Source organism: Candidatus Thioglobus sp., assembly GCA_028228555.1.
Lineage (GTDB): Bacteria > Pseudomonadota > Gammaproteobacteria > PS1 > Pseudothioglobaceae > Thioglobus_A.
This window is the reverse complement of the sequence record JAOJBP010000001.1, coordinates 174,317-195,907: the sequence shown is the minus strand read 5'-3', so window position 1 is coordinate 195,907 and position 21,591 is coordinate 174,317. Positions and strand designations below refer to the sequence as shown.

Below are 21,591 nucleotides of genomic sequence, written 5' to 3'. Positions count from 1 at the left end.
AAGCAAATCTAGCCATGTTATCGCAGTTAACCGTTAAAAATTTAGCCGTTGTTGAGAGGCTTGATCTGTCTTTCGAGCCAGGAATGAGCACTGTTACCGGTGAAACAGGTGCGGGTAAATCTATTCTTCTACAGGCATTGGGATTGGCTTTGGGCGTTCGCGCCGATTCCAACCTAGTTCGTCATGGCAAAGAAAAAGCCGATATTAGTGCAGCATTTGCTTTAGAGCATAATCAAACTGTGCAGGATTTTTTGTCTGAGCACTCTTTAGAGGATGAAGGTGAATGTATCTTGCGCCGAGTTATCACCAGCGATGGTCGCTCCAAAGCTTTTATCAATGGCAATAGCGTGCCCCTATCGACAGTTCGTAATGTGGGCGATTTATTGTTGGATATTCATGGCCAAAACGAGCATCAATTACTATTACGACCTGACCAGCAGATGAAACTACTAGATGGATTTGCACAATTGGAATCCGATAAGCAAGCACTTAATGAAGTAGTCAAAGCGCACAAGATATTGAGTGAAAAGGTAAATAATTTACTTAATAATCAAGATATTATAGAGCAGCAGCAGGCGTTATATTTGCATCAGGTAGAAGAGCTCAATGAGGCAATGCTTGATCAAGACGAGCTTAATACCATCGAGTCAAATTTTAAAACCAGTGCCAATTCTCAAGCGATTAATGAAAAGATGTCTGATGTATTAAATCAACTAGAGAGTGAGACGGGTGCAAATGCGCAGTTATTAACGCTCAGCTCGCAATTGTCTGAAGCATTTGAAATGGACAACAGGCTTCAGGCTGGGGTTGAATTACTCAGCTCGGCGCAAGTGCAAACTCAAGAGGCTGTTTATGAGCTGACACAATATTTAAGCCGATTATCAACCGATGGACAGAGTGCGCAGGAAATGGAGGAGCGAATTTCCGAGCTATATTCACTGGGCCGCAAGCATCAGTGTCAAATTGAGGAATTGATAATAGTGCGTGATCAGTTGAGTATAAAACTAGAAGACATTGGCGGCGGCGCGAACTCTATTGATGAAATGAATGATCAGCTCGAGGTGCTTGTCAAGCAATATCAAAATAAAGCACAGGCGTTTTCTAAAGCACGACATGCTAAAGCAGGCGAGCTCTCAAAACTCGTTACAGAAGCCATGCAAGTGTTGGGCATGCCGGGCAGTGAATTTAAAGTTGGGCTTAATGAAAAGCCTGATGGCGTGCATTTAAACGGCCATGAATCAATAGAGTTTTTGGTGACAACTAATATGGGCCAAGAATTTAAGCCACTAAAAAAAGTTGCCTCAGGTGGTGAGCTATCGCGCATATCACTTGCAATTTCGGTGGTTAGTAGCGATAGTGAATATACGCCAACCTTAATTTTTGACGAAGTGGATGTTGGTATTAGTGGAGCAGTGGCTGAAGTTGTTGGCAGAAAACTGCAGGAGCTTGCTAAGAATTATCAAATTATCTGTATTACGCATTTGGCGCAAGTGGCCTCGTTTGGCCACCAACATTTGCGAGTCAGCAAGGTGCAAAACGCACAAGGTGCACAAACTACTGTTGAACAGCTAAAAGATGAGCAAAGGGTTGACGAAGTGGCACGTATTTTAGGCGGCGCAACCATTACTGACAAAGCAAGAGTGGCTGCTGCTGAAATGATTACTAGTAGTCGTGTTCAATAGAATCAACTTATAAAAAAACTTTCGCGGCTTTTTGTCTAGACTTTATTTTTCTTAAGACGTTAAATTTTTAACATCTTAAAGATATACTTTTGATAGCCCGGCGCTGGGTTGCCAATTTTCATATTTCGAATAAAGAACTTTTCAAAAGCAATTTTAGCTAGGTACACCACTTTACCTTTTTTGCCTAAATTACATCACTTGTACGTCTTTAAGCATTGTCAAATGTATTAAAACATTGTGATATTAAAATTCAAAATGAGTCCGGTACATATATTCATAATATAAAAAAACATTTGACGCCGGTAAGCTGGTTTATGTATAATGATTTCACCTATGGAAATTGTTGTCGGGGGCTTGATTGCCATTATAAACCAAGGTCTGCTGTATTGGAGAATCCAACAGCTTAAGCTTAAAAATATAAGAAATCCTGGAAAGATTATAGGTCTATCCAGGATTTCTTTAATAGAGAGGCTTATGTTAGTTGGGGTTTTGCTTGTGCTGGCTATGCAACAATTAGATCCATTTGGCGTTATATTGAGTTTTTTTTTAATTAATTTAAGTTTAACTTATTACCTACAATGGCATCTGAAACCTTAACATCTTCCGAATATATTAGGCATCATCTGCAAAACTTGACCTATGGTCAAAATCCAAATACAGGTATTTGGGAATTTGCAAGCACGTCGGAAGCAGCAAAAGATATGGGCTTTATGGCATTTCATGTGGACACACTTGGTGTCTCATTTGTATTAGGCGCTCTATTCTTATCCTTATTTTATCGGGTTGGTAAACGCATGACTGCCGACACACCATCAGGAATGCAAAATTTTGTTGAGAGCATCATTGATTTTATTAATGAAAATGTTCGAGGCTCTTTCAGCGGCAAAAATCCAATGGTAGCCCCTTTAGCGCTAACAGTCTTTATCTGGATTGTACTGATGAATACCATGGACCTTGTTCCAGTTGATTGGTTACCGCACCTTGCCCAACAAATTGGTGCTTTTTTTGGTGCAGACCCTCATCATGTATTTTTTAAAGTGGTTCCAACCACTGATCCAAACGCCACTTTTGGTATGGCTCTTGGTATTTTTATATTGATTATTTTTTACAGTATTAAAGAAAAAGGCGCAGCGGGTTTTGGTTCGGAATTAGCATTCCATCCTTTTGGTAAAAAAATGATAATATTTAACCTTTTTTTAGAAGGCGTTAATCTTATTGCAAAGCCGGTTTCATTGTCATTACGTTTATTTGGTAATATGTATGCAGGAGAAATGATTTTTATTCTAATTGCCTTATTGCCGTTTTACTTGCAATGGACTTTATCATTACCGTGGGCAATTTTCCACATTTTAATTGTATTATTACAAGCGTTTATTTTTATGACACTAGTAATCGTATATATGGACATGGCTCATCAGAAAGACGAGCATTAATTTTTTATAAACAGGAGTAGAAGATGACAGAAGTACAAGGAACGCTATTTTTAGCAGGTGCAATTTTAATGGGCTTAGGTGCATTAGGTGCAGCAGTAGGTATTGGTACATTAGGCGCAAAGTTTCTCGAGGGTGCAGCGCGCCAGCCGGAGCTTATTCCAATGCTTAGAACACAGATGTTTATTGTAATGGGACTAGTTGATGCGGTACCAATGATTGCAGTTGGTATCTCAATGTATATTTTATTTGCGGTTGCCGGATAAACACTGTTAATTTAAAGATAAAGGTTTAAGCTATGAATATTAATTTGACAATGATTGGCCAATTAATTATGTTCACCATGTTTACATGGTTTTGCATGAAATTTATTTGGCCTCCAATTGTTGCCGCAATGGAAGAGCGTAAAAAGCATATCGAAGATGGCTTGCTTGCGGCAGAACGTGGACTTTCAGAGCAGATAGAGGCTGAGCAAAAAGCACAAGAGCTAATTAATCAGTCAAAAGATCAAGCTTCTGAAATTATTGCTAATGCATCAAAGCAGGCCTCTAATATGGTTGAAGAGGCTAAAGATGTCGCTTTGCAAGCTGCAGAAAAAGTTAAGTCACAAGCAACAATAGAGCTTGAACAAGATAAGGTACGGGTGCGCAATGAATTGCAAAGCCAAGTATCAAGTCTTGTGATGCAGGGTGTTAGCGCCGTTTTATCTAAAGAAGTGGACGCTAAAACGCACAAGACCATGCTTAACAAATTGTCTCAAACACTATAGTAATCAATTATGGAATTAGTAACAATTGCCAAGCCTTATGCCAATGCAGTATTTGAAATTGCACAGCAAGACAAGTCATATGATGGCTGGAAGTCAGTATTAGAGGCAGCTGCTTCACTTGTGAATAATGAGAAGATGCAGCGCTATCTTGACTCTCCAAGCGTTACAAGGCAAGAGAAAAGTGATGCTATTCGAGGCTTGGTAGTAAAGATAGCTGAGAGAAAGCTGGATACTAAAGAAGCTGAATTTTTATCTTTGATTCTGGAAAATAGCCGAACAGAGGCACTACCTAGTATTCTTACTTTATTTGAAGAGCGTGCTAATGAATTTGAGGATTCAAAATTATTTCAAGTTTATAGTGCTTACAAGTTAACAGCTTCAGAAGAGAAAAGCATTGCTACAGATCTTGGTAAAAAATACAATACAAATGTTAGTATTGAGACCACTATTGATGATGCTCTTGTTGGTGGTCTGGTTATAAAATTAGGAGACAAAGTGATCGATATGTCGATTAAAGCTCGTTCAGACGAGCTAAGCTTGCGTCTTACAACACATTAATTATAAATTTATATAAAAGGAAGGGTTATGCAATTAAACGCCAGCGAAATTAGTGATTTAATTAAAAAACAAATAGAAGGTTTCGACTTTAAAGCAGAGGCACGCACAGAAGGTGTTATTGTTAGTGTAAGTGATGGTATTGTTCGAATTCATGGCTTAGCTGACGTACAGTTTGGTGAAATGCTTGAATTTCCAAATAACACCTTCGGCATGGCGCTTAACCTTGAGCAAGATTCAGTGGGTGCAGTTGTCTTGGGCAGCTATCTTCACCTATCAGAAGGTGATATTGTTAAATGTACCAACAGACTGGTTGAAGTACCAGTAGGTGAAGCGTTATTAGGACGCGTGGTAAACCCATTGGGTCAGCCAATTGATGGTAAAGGTGCTATTGATACAACAGAGTCTCTTCCACTAGAAATTATGGCGCCAGGCGTTATTGAGCGTAAGTCAGTTGACCAGCCAATTCAAACAGGTGTTAAGGCAATTGATGCGATGGTTCCAGTTGGCCGTGGTCAACGTGAACTTATCATTGGAGATCGTCAAACAGGTAAGACGGCTGTTGCCATTGATGCAATTATCAATCAAAAAGACACAGGCATTCGTTGTGTTTATGTTGCTATTGGCCAAAAAGATTCTTCAGTAGCAGCTGTTGTGCGCAAACTTGAAGAGCACGGTGCATTAGAAAATACAATTATTGTCAATGCTGGTGCAGCCTCCTCTCCATCGCTACAATATATCGCTCCTTATGCAGGCTGTTCGATGGCGGAATATTTCCGTGACCGTGGTGAAGATGCTTTAATTGTTTATGATGATTTAACTAAGCAAGCATGGGCATATCGCGAAGTATCGTTGCTACTAAAACGTCCACCAGGACGTGAAGCTTATCCAGGCGATGTATTCTACTTGCACTCCCGTTTATTAGAGCGCGCATCTCGTGTGAATGCAGAGTATGTTGAGCAAATGACAAACGGTGAAGTTAAAGGTAAAACAGGCTCGTTAACTGCACTTCCAATTATTGAAACACAAGGTGGCGACGTTTCAGCATTCGTACCAACTAATGTAATTTCAATTACAGATGGTCAGATTTTCTTAGAAACGGATTTGTTTAATGCTGGTATTAGACCCGCTATTAACGCAGGACTTTCAGTATCTCGTGTGGGTGGTGCAGCGCAAACTAAGATTATTAAGAAGTTAGGTGGCGGTGTTCGACTAGACTTAGCTCAATATAGGGAATTAGCAGCTTTCGCTCAATTTGCTTCAGACCTTGACGCTGAAACTAAAGCACAAATTGATCGTGGACAAAGAGTGACAGAACTAATGAAGCAAGACCAATATAAACCTTTGTCTGTTGCTGAACTAGCTACTTCATTGTTTGCTGCAAACTCTGGATCATTGGATGATCTTGAAGCGAATAAAGTAGTTGATTTTGAAAAAGCACTATTAGCCTACATGGGCTCTAATCAAACAGAGTTAATGGACGACATCAACGAGAACGGCGATTATAATGATGATATTGCTAGCAAATTACAAGCTGCAATTGATGATTTCAAGGCAAACCACACTTGGTAAATAAATAATATGGCAGCTGGAAAGGAAATTAGAACGCAGATCGCGAGTATTAAAAATACTCAAAAGATCACATCGGCTATGGAAATGGTGGCCGCGTCTAAAATGAAAAAAGCTCAACAAAGGATGCTTGAGTCGCGACCTTATTCTGAAAAAATTACTAAGGTAATTAGTCATTTGGCAAATGCACACCCAGAATTTACGCATCCCTATATGAAAGAAGTTGGTGAGCTTAAACGTGTTGGTATTATTATCGTTTCAAGTGATAGAGGCTTGTGTGGTGGTTTGAACACTAATCTATTTAGAAGCCTGTTAAAAGAAGTGGCGGACTATCAAGCAAAAGGTATAGAGGTTGAAATTTGTACCATTGGTAAAAAAGCCACTTCATTTTTCAAGAATTTAGGTTTAAATATTAAGTCTGTATTGACAGGTCTTGGAGATGCACCTCATTTTGACGATCTTTTAGGCACAGTTAAAGTTATGCTAGATGCATATGACAATGACGAGATTCAGCAATTGTCAGTTGCCTATAACAGATTTGAAAACACCATGACACAAGTGCCAACAACTGCACAATTAATTCCAATGGTTGCTTCAGAATCAGAAAGTATGAACCATCACTGGGATTATCTTTATGAGCCGGATGCACAAACAGCGTTAAGTGCATTATTAGTTAGGTACATTGAGGCTATTGTTTATCAAGGATTGGTGGAAAACATTGCTTCTGAGCAATCTTCTAGAATGATTGCTATGAAGAGTGCAACTGACAATGCGGGTGATATGGTAGATGAATTAGAGTTGGTATATAACAAAGCAAGGCAAGCAGCAATTACTCAGGAAATTTCTGAGATAGTAAGTGGTGCAGCCGCAGTATAAAATTCAAAAATAGAGTTTAAAAAAGGAAAATCAAAATGAGCAGCGGAAAAATTATACAAATCATTGGTGCGGTTATTGACGTCGAATTCCCGGCAGACAGTATTCCGAATATTTATGATGCCTTAATCGTTACAGAAACAGGCCTAACATTAGAGGTCCAGCAACAATTAGGCGACAATAAAGTTCGCGCGATTGCAATGGGCGGCTCGGAAGGCTTAAAGCGAAGCATTGAAGTAACTAATACAGGCGCCCCTATTCAAGTTCCAGTGGGCACTAAGACATTAGGCCGTATTATGAACGTATTAGGCGAGCCTATTGATAATGCTGGTGATATTGGTGAAGAGGAAAATTGGGCTATTCACCGACCAGCTCCTGCTTATGACGAGCTAGCGCCTGCTGCAGAATTATTAGAAACTGGTATTAAAGTAATTGACTTAGTTTGCCCATTTGCCAAGGGTGGTAAAGTTGGCTTGTTTGGTGGTGCTGGTGTTGGTAAAACCGTTAATATGATGGAACTTATTCGTAACATTGCGATCGAGCACTCAGGTTATTCTGTATTTGCTGGTGTTGGTGAGCGTACTCGTGAAGGTAATGACTTCTATCATGAAATGAAAGAATCAAATGTACTTGATAAAGTATCTTTAGTCTACGGTCAAATGAACGAGCCTCCAGGAAATAGACTACGTGTTGCGTTAACTGGTTTAACAATGGCCGAATATTTCCGTGATGAAGGCCGTGATGTATTATTATTTATTGATAACATTTACCGTTATACATTAGCAGGTACAGAAGTATCAGCTCTATTAGGTCGTATGCCATCAGCGGTAGGTTATCAGCCAACGTTAGCCTCAGAGATGGGTGCATTACAAGAGCGCATTACTTCTACTAAGAAAGGCTCAATTACCTCAATTCAAGCGGTATATGTCCCAGCGGATGACTTAACTGATCCTTCTCCAGCAACAACATTTGCTCACTTAGATGCGACAGTTGTATTATCACGTCAAGTGGCCGAATTAGGTATTTACCCTGCAGTAGATCCGCTTGATTCTACTTCACGTCAACTAGATCCATTAATTGTTGGAGAAGAGCATTATGCAGTTGCTCGTGGTGTTCAAGGAATATTACAGCGTTATAAAGAATTAAAAGATATTATTGCAATCCTAGGTATGGATGAATTGTCTGAAGAAGATAAACAAGCTGTTACACGTGCTAGAAAAGTTCAGCGTTTCTTATCTCAGCCATTCTTTGTTGCTGAAGTATTTACAGGATCACCAGGTAAGTATGTTTCTCTTAAGGATACGATTTCAGGATTTAAGGCTATCTTAAATGGTGAACTAGACGACCTTCCTGAGCAAGCATTTTATATGACTGGCTCAGTCGAAGAGGTGCGCTCAAGAATTGCGGAGAACGCTTAAATGTCAATGATTCATGTTGATATTGTCAGTGCTACTGAGTCGCTTTATTCAGGAGAAGCAAAGTGTGTGTTTGCTCCTGGTAGTAATGGTGAGTTAGGTATCTACCCTCAACATTTGGCTTTGTTATCAACGTTAAAACCTGGTGAAGTTCGTGTTGAAACTGAAAGTGGTATTGAATCTATTTATGTATCAGGTGGTATAGTTGAAATACAGCCGAATATTGTTACCATTTTTTCAGATACAGCTATACGAGCACATGATTTAGATGAGTCTAAAGCATTAGAAGCAAAGAAAAGAGCTGAAGAAGCTATGTTAGATGCTGATAGTACTCATGATATTTCCTCGACACAAGCAGCTTTAGCTGAATCAATGGTTCAGTTACAGATGATTTCTAAGATGAGAGGCAATAAGATTTAAAGACAAAAATCCTTGAAATTAACAACTTTGTTGTTAACTACCATAACGCCTTCTTCTTGAAGGCGTTTTTGTTTTAAAGCTGATCCAAAAGCATAATCACCCAACTCACCATTAGACTTAATGACACGATGGCAAGGCACCTCAGGTGCATATGGATTTTTATTCATAGCTGAGCCAACGGCTCTATAGGCGTTAGGATGTCCCATTAGTATTGCTAAATTACCATATGTAATAACCGAACCTGCAGGAACATGGTGTTTTAGCGTGTCATAGCAGAGCTTCTGAAACTCGGTCATACCAAATAAACACTCATGGCTGAATCATAGTTATTCTGAGCTTTTAGTATAAAGTCACAGGCCTCTCTAACCGCACCATGGCCACCTTTTTTATCAGTAATCAAGCAAGCGTTGTCTTTAACTAGTTCGTGGGCATTTGCAACCGCAATAGGAAGGCCGACATTACGCATGACAGGAAGGTCAATGACATCGTCACCTACATAGGCCACTTGATCTGAATTTAAAGAAAGTTTTACAAGTAGCTCATTAAATGCGATTAACTTATCATTTTGACCTTGATAGAAATGTTCAATGCCTAAATTCTTCATTCTATGGGCTACATTAGGCGTATCTCTAGCGCTAATAACCGCCGGCTCAACGCCGTTCTGTTTTAGGAGCTTGATGCCCAGCCCATCTAACGAGTTAAAGCGCTTTAGCTCAATACCCTCGTCTGAAAAATACAATCCACCATCGGTTAGAACACCATCGACATCAAAAACAATAAGTTTGATATTTTTAGCTCTAAGGTAGGCTTTGTTTAATAACTTCATGTTAGTTTACTCCATTCAAATGCAGAGCCAGGGTCCGTCTTACGACCTGGTGAAATTTCATTATGCCCTCTGATATCAGTGATAGGATAGTGAGATTTTAATATTGATAATACTTGATTTAATGATGTATATTGCGGCGTTTCATAGGCGACATCATCAGCGCCTTCTAATTCTATGCCAATTGAATAATTGTTGCAGTCCTCAACCTGGTTATAACTCGATTGACCAGCATGCCAGGCGCGCTGATTAAAATCTACAAATTGCACAATAGCGCCATCTCGCTTAATGAGTAAGTGCGCTGAAACTTTAACGCCCTCAAGTGTTTTGAAATAATTGTGTTTATTAGTCTGCAGCTTATTAGTAAAGAAATCTTCAATATAAGTATTTCCAAATTCACCAGGAGGTAGTGAAATATTATGGATAACAACTAGGGTGATTTCAGTTTTGTCTGGCCTCTGATTATAATTCTCAGAGGGAATTTTTTTTGCTATATCCAATCGATGATTTGTAATCATAACTCTGCTCGAACTCGATTAAAATAACGTCCTCTAAGCATTAGCCTGGGAGAGCCATGCTGGTCTATAAAGGTAGAGCGCTTATGTAAGACATTGTTGCATAGGAGCCCCTGATTTGCTGACATGGTATGAGTAAAATGATATTGCGTATTGCTTGCTAAAAGTTGGTCAAGAATTTCAACAGCCTGCTTGATTTCATCAGAATCATAAAAGTCAATATTTTTCTTTCTCTGGGTGTAGCGCATGTACAGCTGGCTCGTCATTTCATCCATGAAAAAAATAGGACCAACAGAAGTCTTGCGACGGACTTGACCATCTACTTTGTGAGCTGGTATGCTCATGGCCTGAGCATGGGTTAGCGCTTTAGCAACATCTGGGTTTTTCTCTCTCAAAAGCAAGTAAGCCATTTGTGGATCAATCCACTGATTCTCCCCACCTTGTTGAGCTGGGTTTACACAAAATAAAGAAAACGCTCTAATTCTGTCTTCAGGGGCATTATAGTAGCCATCTGTATGCCAGCCAATAGCGCGATCTGTATAAGGAATAAATTCAGCCTGATCCTGTTGATCACTCTGAGTAATGTGAGCCAAGCCTTGACCTTTAACATATAAATGCTGATCGAATGTTTTCAAGCCAAATTGCTGATTAAAGCTAACAACGCTAGACTCATAGTCCTGTTGAGCGGGGGTAGAAAATAACGCAAAGTTATTAACATGACACAAGTCAGCAATCTTATTTTTTTCAGATTTTGACAGCTGAGAGGGCTTTTTAACCTCTATTAAACAGTGTTCAATATCGGTCTGAACACTAGCTAGTTTTTCATCTCGCCAAAATTGGTAGTCGTCTGATGAGGTGACTACATTAGCCATTAATGCGCTTGTTGATAAACCACTGCTGTGCAATTGACAAGATGTTGTTAGCTACCCAGTAAAGTACCAAACCTGATGGGAACCATAAGAAGAAAACGGTAAAGATAAAAGGTAAGGCCATCATAATCTTGGCTTGCATTGGGTCAGGTGGCGGCGGGTTAAGCTTTTGCTGGACAAACATAGAGACGCCCATGATTAGAGGTAAAATGTAAAACGGATCTGGAGCGGCCAAATCTAGTAAATACCAAAAAGGGGTTTGGCGAAGCTCAACCATTTCTAATAGTACCCAGTACAGCGAGATAAATACTGGAATTTGAACTAATATTGGCAGACAACCAGCTGCTGGATTTATTTTTTCTTTACGATATAGCTCCATGGTCTTTTTACCCATTTTTTCTTTATCATCGCCATAGGTTTCTTTAAGTTTTGTTAATCTTGGAGAGAGCTTTCGCATACCTGCCATAGAGCGGTATGATTTTTCACTAAGCTTATAGAACACAAGCTTGATTAAAAGGGTCAGGATAAGAATGGCATATCCCCATGAGCCCACATACGCATAGATCCAATTTAGCACTTCTGATAGTGGTTTGGCAATAATAAATAAAATGCCGTAATCAACTGTCTTGTCAAGTCCAGGTGCTAAGTTTCCAATATGAATCTGCTCTTTAGGGCCAATATATAAAGCATTTTTTCCAAGTTTGGCTGAAGACCCAGAAGCGACATCTTGAGCGGGGTTAACCACAGTTAGCAAATACTTTCCGTCGTTAACCTTGGAAGAATAATTGTGTGTTGATTCAGATTCTGGGATCATAGCAACAAAGAAATAGTGCTGAATCATGGCTGACCAACCGCCTTTAGAAGTTGTTTCCGGCTGTTCGTTGAATTCGTCAAATTCTATTTTCTCATAGACTTCTTGATCATCGTACTTGGCGCCACCTGTATAGGTTGGCATCATCATGTTAGATTCATCTAAGGCGTTACGAACTAGTTGTGTATAACTAGTAATGGCGATATTGTTATTTGAGTTATTGCTAACTTGGTAATCTATATCAACGAGATAGCTGCCCCTAGTAAAGTGATAGTTTTTGGTAACCACAACACCATTATCACCCTTCCATACCAATGGTACTACTAGGCTATCTCCCTGCATCTGGTAATTTGTTTGAGTTGAGCTAAACATTGAATGGTGTGTTGGCATTTGCTCGCTTGGTAGTAGTCCACTTTGGGCTTGGAACAGCTCATTAGGTTTATCACTTAAAAGCTGAAAGTTTGATTCAGAGCCTAACTCAATTGGATAATCATTTAGCCATGCATTGGTAATCGTGCCACCTTTGTTGCTTATGTTTACTGTCAGAAGATCCGTACTTACAGTGACAAATTGACCGCTATTAGTTATCTTTGTTGCCGGAACATCAAGCATTGGATTTGTAACAATTGCACTAGGCATGTTTGCATCATTTTTAGCTGGTGAGCTTATTATGCGCTCAGTTTTTGGCTGATAGAGTAAATTACCATTGATGTCAACAGCATGCTGTCTATCCCATTGCTCACTAAGTAGAAATATGCTAAGAAATATTGCGATAATTAAGAAAAGTTTTTGGTTATTCATCGAGGTTAGTTTTAGTTAAATTTAAGTTATTTTTTTGGCACAGGATCAAAGCCACCATCATGCCATGGATGACACTTTCCTATGCGTTTTGCGCTCAGTATAAAGCCTTTGATTAGTCCATGTTCCTTGACAGAATCATAAGCATATTCTGAGCATGTAGGCTGAAATCGGCAATTAGAGCCAAGCAAGGGGCTGATAAATAGTTGATAGAATTTAATCGGTATTAATAATAGATAGCGCATTACTTGGCCACCACTTTATTAAATAAATTTAATAAATCCTGAACTATAAGGTCGTTTTTAGCGGGCTTAGAGTGTTTAGCCATAACCACGAACTCCCAATTATCTAGCTGAGCTCGGTTTTGTCTAAAGGTTTCACGCGCTAAACGCTTAAAGCGATTACGATCAACCGCTAGACGATGTACTTTTTTAGAAATTGCAAGACCGAGTTTAGCTCGAGAATCTTCAGTCTTAATGGACATAACCTGCCAATATTTTCCCCTAGTCATTTTTCCATCATTAAAAATGGATTTATATTCACTAGGTTTTAATACTTTAGATTGGCGGGTTAATCTAAAAGACATCTGAAATAAGGATTAAGCTGTTAAGCGCTTACGTCCTTTTCTTCTACGTGCATTGACAATCGCACGACCTGCTTTAGTGCTCATTCTTGATCTGAAACCGTGCTTACGCTTACGCTTGATAACACTAGGTTGAAAGGTTCTCTTTTGCTTCATAATGGAGTTTGTTCAATAAAATCTTGCAATTTTACCATAAATTAATCTGTTTTGCATTAACTGTGACGAATATAGCTTCTATACTTATAAGGTGCTACAATGAACCCTATTTAAGACTTTAGGTAGGGCTACTAATGGATTTGGTTTTCTGGTTAATGCTTTTAAAAGCACCTCATTTGGGCATTAAAACATTTTATAAAGCATTAAAACACTTTGAATCGCCACAGCAAGTTTTTCTTGCCAGTCGTATTGACAGGATAAACACAGGCTTATTTAAAAAACAAACACTAGATTATCTTGAGTCTACTGATGCCAGCCTTGTTCAGCCAGATCTTGATTGGATGCAAGCAGATGATTGTTACATTTTAACGCTAATTGACGAGCGTTACCCGCCTCAGCTAAAAACTATTTCTGACCCGCCGCCTATACTTTATGTCAGAGGTGATATCGATTGCCTAAAAGATCCACAATTAGCCATTGTTGGAAGTCGAAATCCAACAACTGGCGGAAAACAAAATGCACAGCAATTTTCAGCCGAGTTAGCTAAGCTGGGCTTGGTCATTACCTCAGGCATGGCTAGCGGTATTGATGCGCAAGCGCATATTGGTGCGTTAGAGCAGGGCGCGAAAACCATCGCTGTCTGCGGCACTGGACTGGATATAATTTATCCTGCAAAGCATAAGTCCTTGGCACATCAGATTTCGATGCAAGGCGCGCTGGTTTCTGAATTTTCTATTGGTACAGCGCCTATAGCAAGTAATTTCCCTAGGCGTAATCGGATCATCAGCGGTTTGAGCTATGGCACACTAGTGGTTGAGGCGAGCATAAAAAGTGGCACCATGATTACCGCTAAACTAGCTGCGGAACAGGGCAAAGAAGTGTTTGCTATTCCGAGCTCAATTCACAATCCTTTGGCCCAGGGCTGTCACTATCTGATAAACCAGGGAGCTAAATTGGTTGGTAGTGTTAATGATATTGCTCAAGAGCTTCCCAAAGGTGTATTGAATGATATACTGCAACAGAAAAACACCCATTCTATAAAAGAGATGGACAAAACAGAGTCTAAGGTATTAAAATGTCTGAGCTATGAACCTATGAGTGTTGACCAGTTGGTTGAAAAAACCAAACTCAGCCCACAGATAGTTTCAAAGGAGTTGCTCTTATTGGAGCTGGATAGCAAGGTGGAAAAGACAAATGCACAAGGCTACGTATTAATTTAAATAAAATTTATGATATGACACATAATATTCTCGACGTTCTTACTTACATGTTCGACTATCTTTTCGAAGAGGCGGAACAGGACAATGCGCATGAAATTAACGATAGTGAGCTAAAAGCACACTTGTCAGAAGCTGGTTTTGATGTCGCAGGCATTGATAAAGCACTAAGCTGGTTAGAGAACATCGCCACCTTGCAAGACGGAAAAATCAAGCCATTTGATCTGATTAATCAGACCAGTATGCGAATTTATACAGAAGCAGAGCAATCAAAGCTGGATTCGAAGGCGCGTGGATTTTTACTATTTATGGAGAACGTTGGTCAGCTTGATGCTAATCAGCGTGAAATGATTATTGAACAAGTGATGTCACTTGGCGATACAGGGATTGATCTCGAAGACCTTAAATGGGTGGTCATGATGGTTCTGGGTAATAGTACAGATGGAGAAATATCCGCACAATGGCTTGAGTCTATTGTTTTTCTTGATGAAAACCGAACTCTTCAATAATGGCTAAAAATTTAGTTATTGTTGAGTCCCCCGCCAAAGCAAAAACCATTGAAAAATTCTTGGGTAAAGATTATGTCGTTAAGTCGAGTATTGGCCATATTCGCGATATGCCAAAAAAGAATATGGGTATCGATATCGAGAATAACTTTGAGCCTACCTATGAAGTAACTGCAGATAAAAAGAAAGTTGTTGCCGAATTACGTAAAGCGGTTAAGTCTGCAGAAAAAGTATACCTCGCGACGGATGAGGATCGTGAAGGTGAGGCTATTGCTTGGCACCTATTAGAAACCCTAAAACTACCAAGAGATACAGCGAGAATCGTATTTCATGAAATTACTAAAGGGGCTATTACTAGTGCTATTACCACGCCAAGAATAGTAGATTATCACTTGGTGGATGCGCAACAAGCGCGTCGCATTATTGATCGATTAGTAGGTTTTGAAATTTCGCCAGTACTTTGGCGCAAAATCTCTGGGGCGCGTTCAGCTGGGCGTGTGCAATCTCCAGTTATGCGTCTTGTGGTTGAAAGAGAAAGAGAAATTACGAAGCATACCCCTATATCTACTTACAAAGTAAAGGCTGAATTGGTCAATGACAGTGGTGAAGTAGCAGATGTTAAGCTGAATAAAGATTTTGACTCTAAAGAGGATGCGCTAGCGTTCACAACTAAACTTTTATCAGCAGATTTAACAGTTGCCTCTATTGAGAAAAAACCTTCAAAGCGTTCGCCAAAAGCGCCATTTATTACTTCCACATTACAACAAGAGGCTTCTCAAAAACTGGGGTTTTCGGTTAAACAAACCATGACTATTGCCCAGAATCTATATCGTGAAGGCTCGATCACTTACATGAGAACAGACTCGTTTAATTTATCAGAAACTGCAATTGAAGCAGCTGGAAAAGTTATTGAACAAGAATTTGGTGCTGAATATCATAATGTTAGGCGCTTTAAAACTAAAGACTCTGGCGCACAAGAGGCGCATGAAGCAATCCGCCCAACAGACCTAACCAAGCCAAGTATTTATGGCGTAGATGAGCAAACAGCCAAGCTTTATAGCCTGATCTATAAGCGCACATTAGCGTCGCAAATGAGCGACGCTCAATTACAAAAAACACAAATTAAAGTAACTGTATCAAATGCAGATGAGAAGTTCTTAGCAAATGGTGAGATTTTAACTTTTCCAGGTTTCTTAAAAGTTTACGATTATCTTTCAGCTGATGATAAGTTACTACCTGATTTAAGCAAAGGTGATTCTCTGACACTGGCTAGTTTCTCTGCAAGAGAAAGCTTCTCTCGTGCCAAGCCTCGTTATACAGAAGCTTCGCTGGTTAAAAAAGTTGAAGAAATGGGTATCGGTAGGCCATCTACTTTTGCCACCATGGTTTCTACTGTTCAAGATCGTAATTATGTGACTAAGGAGACTCGAGAGGGTTATGAGCGTGAGTACGACCTAATTGAAATTCAGGACAATGCTGTAGTTGAATCAAGAGCTGGTGAAATAACAGGCGCTGAAAAAAATAAACTCTTCCCTACTAATGTTGCATATTTGTTAAATGATTTCTTAGTGAAAAATTTCAGCAACATTATCGATTACGAATTTACAGCCAAACTAGAGAGTGACTTTGATACAGTAGCAACCCAAAACACCCCTTGGAAACAAGTTGTCAAAAACTTCTATGACCCGTTTCATGCACAAATTGAAGCAGCAGCAGACATCTCTAGAGAAGAGACGCATGGTATGCGAGAACTGGGCGAAGACCCTAAATCAGGCAAACCAGTCAGTGTTCGATTTGGACGATATGGTGCATTTGCACAAATTGGCCATAAAGATGACGAAGACAAGCCTACTTTTGCGGCATTAAGAGGCACACTTGACATTGAAACCATCACATTGGATGAAGCGTTAGAGCTATTTAATATGCCTAGAACGGTAGGTGAAACAGAAGAATTTGGCATTATCAAAGCTAACTATGGCCGCTTTGGTCCTTACATCCAATACGGCAAAAAATACGTCTCTCTTAAAGAACATATTCCAGAAGATGTTGATTTGGAAACAGCGCTAGAGCTAATCGCAGCCAAAGAAAAATACGATGCAGAGCGCGTTATTAAGAAATTCGATGATTCTGAAATTCAAGTCTTAAATGGCCGTTTTGGTCCTTATGTTTGGAATGGAAAAAAACGAGGAAAAGGCCAGAAGAACATCACTATCAAGAAAGTATTTGGTGATAAAGAGCCGATTGATTTGACACTGGAAGAGTGCAAGAAAGCTATTTCTGGGAAGCTTAAGCCAAAAACAAAAGCACGTAAAAAGGCAGCGCCCAAGAAAGCTCCAGTAAAAAAAGCAGCCAGTAAAGCTACCAAAAAACCCGCTAAGAAAAAGTAAGAAAGCGCCATAGTCTTATTATCACACAGCCTTTTTCCACTTTTGCCGTGTAAAATGCAGAGCATTTATTATTAAATATAAGTTGTTATGTTACTAATTAGCGAAATAATGATTGGCAATCCCCAAATTGATGATTTTGAAGAATTGGTTGTTGTACTTAAGGCTATTTCAGATGCATCTGATGAGCGTTTCTTTCGAATGGACGTCAAGCCTGACTATCAAGATACACCAGAAAACTGGGAGGACCGTCTAGAGGCGGCATTTTACTAATGGGAAAATATCTAAACAAAGAGCAAATTTTTGACGCAGAAGATGGTGAAGATTTGTATGCAAATGAAGAGCAATTAGTTGCACGCCTAGAGTTTTTTGAAACGCAACGCTCTGAGCAAACTCTTGAAACGCCAGTTGAAGATCGCATTAATACACTGCTTGAAATTGCACGTATTCAGGTTGAGCGCTATAAAGGCTCAGACGCTTGGGATGTGGCAATGTTAGCTTTTGATCTGGCTAAAGAAAATGAACTTTGGGAGCTAGCAACAGAGGCTTGTGACGCGATGTTTTTATCTGAAGGTCCTGATGCTTTAAAAGCACTCGGACATGCCTTGTGGCTGGGGGTTACTTTCCCGATTGATCCAGAAATCACAGTGGCGATGTTGCAACACCTGGTGGAAGAGTCACCTAAAGGTGCAGATACTAAAGCTTATGCGGCAGCAGTAGCACACTACATCGTCTCTATTCGACGCGGTGCAGATGATGATCTAACCTTTTTTGCCTCTCAAATGATTGCATCAGTTGCAGATGAGCACTCTCATGTGGCTGATCAGTCAACCTTTGACTTGTGGCGTAGAACTCTGCAACTAGATAAGCCAGAGGTATTTTTACCAAAACTTTCTAGTGCAGTTGAGCAGCTAGTTGGAGACAATTGGTGGGTTGATCGAGAAGCTATCATAGCTAAGCTTGATGCTGAAGGTAAGTAGTGAAAATTAAGATTTGCGGATTTACTCAAGCTCAAAATGCACATGATGCATCCTTGCTTGGTATTGATGCAGTAGGATTAGTTTTTTATGACAAATCTCCACGTTATGTAGAGATTGAGCGTGCCTTAGAGATTGTTCAAGCCTTGCCACCTTTTGTTAATCGTGTGGGTTTATTTGTTAACGCAGATTCTTATTTTATTGACGAAGTGCTTTGCGAGGTGCCACTTGACACTTTACAATTCCATGGCGATGAAACTCCTCAAGAATGTCAGCAATATGGCCTACCTTTTATGAAGGCTTTGCGTGTTAACGAGCAAACAAACATCCCTCAACTAGCGCAAGACTTCTATCAAGCTAATGGTTTATTGCTGGACGCTTATAACTCTACAACTTATGGTGGCACTGGAGAGAGTTTTGATTGGTCATTGGCCAAGGTTGAACTTGGTCTACCTATTATTTTAGCCGGTGGGCTTAACCCTGAAACTGTGGGCAAAGCGATTCAGCAAGTTAACCCCTATGCAGTTGACGTGTCAAGCGGTGTAGAAAGCTCTAAGGGTATTAAAGACATTCAAAAAATTCAACAGTTTATTCAGCAAGCAAACTTATGAGTCACTACAACTTACCAAATGATAGCGGTCATTTCGATCAATTTGGTGGTGCATTCATGCCAGAAACTTTAGTAGCCGCTGTTACTGAACTAAAAGAAGCTTACGAAAAATATAAAGACGACCCAGAGTTTTTAGCAGAATTTGAACACGATCTTAAGCACTATGTAGGTCGCTCTACGCCGCTTTATCATGCAAAAAATTTAAGCAAAAAACTGGGCGGCGCCCAAATACACTTAAAGCGCGAAGATTTAAATCATACTGGTGCACACAAAATAAACAACACCATTGGTCAGGTTTTATTGGCAAAACGCCTTGGCAAAACTCGAATCATTGCTGAAACTGGTGCAGGCCAACATGGTGTTGCAACCGCAACCGTTGCTGCTCGTTTAGGGCTAGAGTGTGTGGTTTATATGGGTGAGGTCGATGTGGCTCGCCAAGCCTTAAATGTTTTTCGTATGAAGCTACTCGGGGCATCAGTTGTGCCTGTATCTTCCGGCTCAAAAACTTTAAAAGATGCACTTAATGAAGCCATGCGTGATTGGGTAACCAATATTGATGATACTTTTTACATCATCGGAACCGTCGCCGGACCTCATCCTTATCCAATGATGGTGCGTGATTTTCAAAGTGTTATCGGTAAAGAAGCTAAAAAACAGTTTGCCGATCAAGTGGGCGGTTTGCCAGATGCATTGGTGGCGTGTGTGGGCGGCGGCTCAAATGCTATTGGACTTTTTCATGAATTTATTGACGATTCATCCGTTGACATTATCGGAGTTGAGGCAGCTGGACACGGCTTAGAAAAAGGCCCTAGTGCACATGCAGCACCTTTATGTGCTGGCAGTGTTGGTGTGCTTCATGGCAATCGCACCTATCTTATGGAAGATGAAAATGGCCAAATTATTGAGGGTCATTCAATTTCAGCTGGGTTAGACTATCCAGGAGTTGGCCCAGAACATGCTTACTTAAAAGATTCAGGTCGAGCAAAATATGTAGCTATTACTGACGAAGAAGCGCTGGACGCTTTTCACACACTTACCAAAGTAGAAGGCATCTTGCCCGCACTGGAGTCTTCTCATGCAGTAGCTTATGCAATTAAGCTTTCTCAAAAATTAACACAAGATAAGCATATTATCGTCAACCTCTCGGGCCGTGGCGATAAAGATATTCATACAATTGCTGAAATCGAAGGTATTCAATTTTAAAGGGTATTTTTTACCAAATTTTTAGGCGGTAAATGCTATTTAATTAGCACTCGGTCATGCTTAGGGCAAGCCCACCAAGCGAGGTTTCTTTGTATTTACTAGACATATCAAGCCCAGTTTTTCTCATGGTTTCAATGCAACGATCCAAAGAGATTAAATGCTCTCCATGTTCTTTGAGTGACAAAGAGGCTGCGAGATAAGCACTAATCGCACCAAACCCATTGCGCTCGATACATGGAACTTGCACCAAGCCTTTAACTGGATCACATGTTAGACCTAGATGATGCTCTAGTGCGATTTCTGCTGCATTTTCAGTTTGTTCACTAGTACCGCCTTTCGCAGCACATATTCCTGCCGCCGCCATAGATGCTGCAGAGCCAACCTCACCTTGGCAACCAACTTCAGCGCCAGAAATAGAACTGCGATGTTTGATTAAACCGCCAATGGCTGCTGCCGTTAATAAAAAATCGTATATTTGTTGTTGGGTAATTTTTTGATGATGTACCAAGTGATATAAAATTGCCGGAATGATTCCAGCAGCGCCATTAGTAGGCGCTGTAACAACCATATGCCCCGAAGCATTTTCTTCATTAACTGCCATTGCATAAGCGCATAACCAGTCATTCACGTCAGCGTTGTCTGGATCATTCTGTAGTTGTTGATGTAGATTTTTGGCTCGTCTGGGTGTGTCTAAACCGCCGGGTAATATTCCCTCACCTAACAAGCCTTTTTCAATACAAACCTCCATTGATTGCCAAATTATATCCAAGCCTTTTTCTAAAGATTCTTTAGAAAGGTTTTGAGCTTCATTGGCATACTTCATTTGTGCAATCGATAGCCCACTTTCTTTAGACATTGATAACATGGCGTTAGCAGAGTCAAACGAATAGGGAAATTGTGCTTTAGACTGACTCAGTATAGGAGCCTTTATTTGGTGGATATTCTCTAGAGTTGTAATGAATCCTCCACCAATAGAGAAATAAGTCTCTGATAAGATAAGTTGCTCGGATGCATCTAGCCATTCAAAAACCATGCCATTGGGGTGCTGTGATAGCGAGTGCTTTGTATCAAAGATAATGGCTTTCTCAGTGTCAAACTTAACACTGCAATCTTGCCCTAATGAAATGGCTTTTTTACGTCGTAATTGATCGGCAAGACTATCTACATCTGACTGAGCTAAATCCTCTGGCAAGTAGCCATGTAGTCCCAAAATAATAGCCAAATCAGTTGAATGGCCAATGCCTGTATAAGCCAATGAATTTTTAAGTATGCAACGAACATGAGTATTTTTCTGAACAGATTGTTTACGCATAAGATCAGCGAAACTATGTGCCGCTATCATTGGCCCCATTGTGTGAGAGCTTGATGGTCCAATGCCTACTTTAAATAATTCTAAAACGCTGATAAACATAAATACGATTTGTTG

Annotated in this window: 26 protein-coding genes and 1 pseudogene; 17 read left to right on the top strand and 10 right to left on the bottom strand. The window is 40.0% G+C overall.

The genetic code is table 11. The features are described from left to right. Positions 1-14: 14 nt before the first annotated feature. The gene (gene recN / locus N9Y32_01065; GenBank protein ID MDB2589605.1) at positions 15-1,682 is read left to right on the top strand and encodes a DNA repair protein RecN; all 1,668 of its coding nucleotides are present in this window, start codon (positions 15-17) and stop codon (positions 1,680-1,682) included. A gap of 59 nt (positions 1,683-1,741) precedes the next feature. On the opposite strand, the pseudogene N9Y32_01060 reads toward recN, so the two are convergent. Further along, a pseudogene (locus N9Y32_01060) lies at positions 1,742-1,864 on the bottom strand (NAD(P)/FAD-dependent oxidoreductase). A gap of 151 nt (positions 1,865-2,015) precedes the next feature. On the opposite strand from N9Y32_01060, the gene N9Y32_01055 reads away from it, so the two are divergent. From N9Y32_01055 to N9Y32_01015, 9 genes are read left to right on the top strand one after another with little or no spacing between them, the layout of a single operon-like run. After that, the gene (locus tag N9Y32_01055) at positions 2,016-2,279 is read left to right on the top strand and encodes a hypothetical protein (GenBank protein MDB2589604.1); all 264 of its coding nucleotides are present in this window, start codon (positions 2,016-2,018) and stop codon (positions 2,277-2,279) included. Next, positions 2,261-3,115 carry a F0F1 ATP synthase subunit A gene (gene atpB, locus N9Y32_01050; GenBank protein MDB2589603.1) on the top strand — a complete coding sequence of 285 codons (855 nt, stop codon included), beginning with the start codon at positions 2,261-2,263 and terminating at the stop codon, positions 3,113-3,115. Before N9Y32_01055 ends, atpB begins: the two co-directional genes overlap by 19 nt. A gap of 23 nt (positions 3,116-3,138) precedes the next feature. Continuing rightward, on the top strand, positions 3,139-3,378 hold the full coding sequence (gene atpE / locus N9Y32_01045; GenBank protein ID MDB2589602.1) for a F0F1 ATP synthase subunit C: 240 nt from the start codon (positions 3,139-3,141) through the stop codon (positions 3,376-3,378). A 32-nt stretch (positions 3,379-3,410) separates the two neighbouring features. Further along, entirely contained in the window at positions 3,411-3,881 is a 471-nt protein-coding gene (locus tag N9Y32_01040) for a F0F1 ATP synthase subunit B (GenBank protein MDB2589601.1), read from the top strand. Between the two features lie 9 nt (positions 3,882-3,890). Then, the gene (locus tag N9Y32_01035) at positions 3,891-4,439 is read left to right on the top strand and encodes a F0F1 ATP synthase subunit delta (GenBank protein ID MDB2589600.1); all 549 of its coding nucleotides are present in this window, start codon (positions 3,891-3,893) and stop codon (positions 4,437-4,439) included. A 27-nt stretch (positions 4,440-4,466) separates the two neighbouring features. Then, entirely contained in the window at positions 4,467-6,008 is a 1,542-nt protein-coding gene (gene atpA, locus N9Y32_01030) for a F0F1 ATP synthase subunit alpha (GenBank protein MDB2589599.1), read from the top strand. Between the two features lie 9 nt (positions 6,009-6,017). Beyond that, the gene (gene atpG, locus N9Y32_01025) at positions 6,018-6,881 is read left to right on the top strand and encodes a F0F1 ATP synthase subunit gamma (protein MDB2589598.1); all 864 of its coding nucleotides are present in this window, start codon (positions 6,018-6,020) and stop codon (positions 6,879-6,881) included. 35 nt (positions 6,882-6,916) lie between these two features. Further along, a complete protein-coding gene (gene atpD, locus N9Y32_01020; protein MDB2589597.1) occupies positions 6,917-8,296 on the top strand; it encodes a F0F1 ATP synthase subunit beta in 1,380 nt (459 codons plus the stop codon). Continuing rightward, on the top strand, positions 8,297-8,713 hold the full coding sequence (locus N9Y32_01015; GenBank protein ID MDB2589596.1) for a F0F1 ATP synthase subunit epsilon: 417 nt from the start codon (positions 8,297-8,299) through the stop codon (positions 8,711-8,713). Here N9Y32_01015 and N9Y32_01010 read toward each other — a convergent pair. From N9Y32_01010 to rpmH, 8 genes are read right to left on the bottom strand one after another with little or no spacing between them, the layout of a single operon-like run. Next, positions 8,710-9,009 (bottom strand): MGMT family protein, encoded by a 300-nt coding sequence (locus tag N9Y32_01010; protein MDB2589595.1) that lies wholly within the window; start codon positions 9,007-9,009, stop codon positions 8,710-8,712. The two genes, N9Y32_01015 and N9Y32_01010, sit on opposite strands and share 4 nt — an antisense overlap. Then, the gene (gene kdsC, locus N9Y32_01005; protein MDB2589594.1) at positions 9,006-9,539 is read right to left on the bottom strand and encodes a 3-deoxy-manno-octulosonate-8-phosphatase KdsC; all 534 of its coding nucleotides are present in this window, start codon (positions 9,537-9,539) and stop codon (positions 9,006-9,008) included. The genes N9Y32_01010 and kdsC overlap by 4 nt, the downstream gene beginning before the upstream one ends. Beyond that, the gene (gene ampD, locus N9Y32_01000; protein MDB2589593.1) at positions 9,536-10,054 is read right to left on the bottom strand and encodes a 1,6-anhydro-N-acetylmuramyl-L-alanine amidase AmpD; all 519 of its coding nucleotides are present in this window, start codon (positions 10,052-10,054) and stop codon (positions 9,536-9,538) included. Before ampD ends, kdsC begins: the two co-directional genes overlap by 4 nt. Beyond that, positions 10,051-10,923: a TauD/TfdA family dioxygenase gene (locus tag N9Y32_00995; GenBank protein MDB2589592.1), complete on the bottom strand. Its 873-nt coding sequence runs from the start codon at positions 10,921-10,923 to the stop codon at positions 10,051-10,053. The genes ampD and N9Y32_00995 overlap by 4 nt, the downstream gene beginning before the upstream one ends. Beyond that, positions 10,916-12,532, bottom strand: a complete 1,617-nt coding sequence (gene yidC / locus N9Y32_00990; protein MDB2589591.1) for a membrane protein insertase YidC — start codon at positions 12,530-12,532, stop codon at positions 10,916-10,918. Before yidC ends, N9Y32_00995 begins: the two co-directional genes overlap by 8 nt. 26 nt (positions 12,533-12,558) lie before the next feature. Further along, positions 12,559-12,774 carry a membrane protein insertion efficiency factor YidD gene (gene yidD, locus N9Y32_00985; GenBank protein ID MDB2589590.1) on the bottom strand — a complete coding sequence of 72 codons (216 nt, stop codon included), beginning with the start codon at positions 12,772-12,774 and terminating at the stop codon, positions 12,559-12,561. Continuing rightward, the gene (gene rnpA, locus N9Y32_00980) at positions 12,774-13,115 is read right to left on the bottom strand and encodes a ribonuclease P protein component (protein MDB2589589.1); all 342 of its coding nucleotides are present in this window, start codon (positions 13,113-13,115) and stop codon (positions 12,774-12,776) included. Before rnpA ends, yidD begins: the two co-directional genes overlap by 1 nt. Positions 13,116-13,127: 12 nt before the next feature. Further along, the gene (gene rpmH, locus N9Y32_00975; GenBank protein MDB2589588.1) at positions 13,128-13,268 is read right to left on the bottom strand and encodes a 50S ribosomal protein L34; all 141 of its coding nucleotides are present in this window, start codon (positions 13,266-13,268) and stop codon (positions 13,128-13,130) included. A 134-nt stretch (positions 13,269-13,402) separates the two neighbouring features. Here rpmH and dprA point away from each other — a divergent pair, with 134 nt between their 5' ends. The 7 genes from dprA (at position 13,403) to trpB (ending at position 20,165) form a co-directional block, all read left to right on the top strand. Continuing rightward, the gene (gene dprA / locus N9Y32_00970) at positions 13,403-14,488 is read left to right on the top strand and encodes a DNA-processing protein DprA (GenBank protein ID MDB2589587.1); all 1,086 of its coding nucleotides are present in this window, start codon (positions 13,403-13,405) and stop codon (positions 14,486-14,488) included. Between the two features lie 14 nt (positions 14,489-14,502). After that, entirely contained in the window at positions 14,503-14,994 is a 492-nt protein-coding gene (locus tag N9Y32_00965; protein MDB2589586.1) for a DUF494 domain-containing protein, read from the top strand. Then, positions 14,994-17,378: a type I DNA topoisomerase gene (gene topA, locus N9Y32_00960; protein MDB2589585.1), complete on the top strand. Its 2,385-nt coding sequence runs from the start codon at positions 14,994-14,996 to the stop codon at positions 17,376-17,378. Before N9Y32_00965 ends, topA begins: the two co-directional genes overlap by 1 nt. An 87-nt stretch (positions 17,379-17,465) precedes the next feature. Next, positions 17,466-17,648 carry a sulfur relay protein DsrC gene (locus N9Y32_00955; GenBank protein MDB2589584.1) on the top strand — a complete coding sequence of 61 codons (183 nt, stop codon included), beginning with the start codon at positions 17,466-17,468 and terminating at the stop codon, positions 17,646-17,648. After that, positions 17,648-18,355 carry a hypothetical protein gene (locus tag N9Y32_00950; protein ID MDB2589583.1) on the top strand — a complete coding sequence of 236 codons (708 nt, stop codon included), beginning with the start codon at positions 17,648-17,650 and terminating at the stop codon, positions 18,353-18,355. Before N9Y32_00955 ends, N9Y32_00950 begins: the two co-directional genes overlap by 1 nt. Next, positions 18,355-18,963, top strand: a complete 609-nt coding sequence (locus N9Y32_00945) for a phosphoribosylanthranilate isomerase (GenBank protein ID MDB2589582.1) — start codon at positions 18,355-18,357, stop codon at positions 18,961-18,963. Before N9Y32_00950 ends, N9Y32_00945 begins: the two co-directional genes overlap by 1 nt. Then, a complete protein-coding gene (gene trpB / locus N9Y32_00940) occupies positions 18,960-20,165 on the top strand; it encodes a tryptophan synthase subunit beta (protein ID MDB2589581.1) in 1,206 nt (401 codons plus the stop codon). The genes N9Y32_00945 and trpB overlap by 4 nt, the downstream gene beginning before the upstream one ends. 43 nt (positions 20,166-20,208) lie before the next feature. On the opposite strand, the gene N9Y32_00935 is transcribed toward trpB, so the two are convergent. Further along, positions 20,209-21,576, bottom strand: a complete 1,368-nt coding sequence (locus N9Y32_00935) for an L-serine ammonia-lyase (GenBank protein ID MDB2589580.1) — start codon at positions 21,574-21,576, stop codon at positions 20,209-20,211. Positions 21,577-21,591 lie beyond the last annotated feature (15 nt).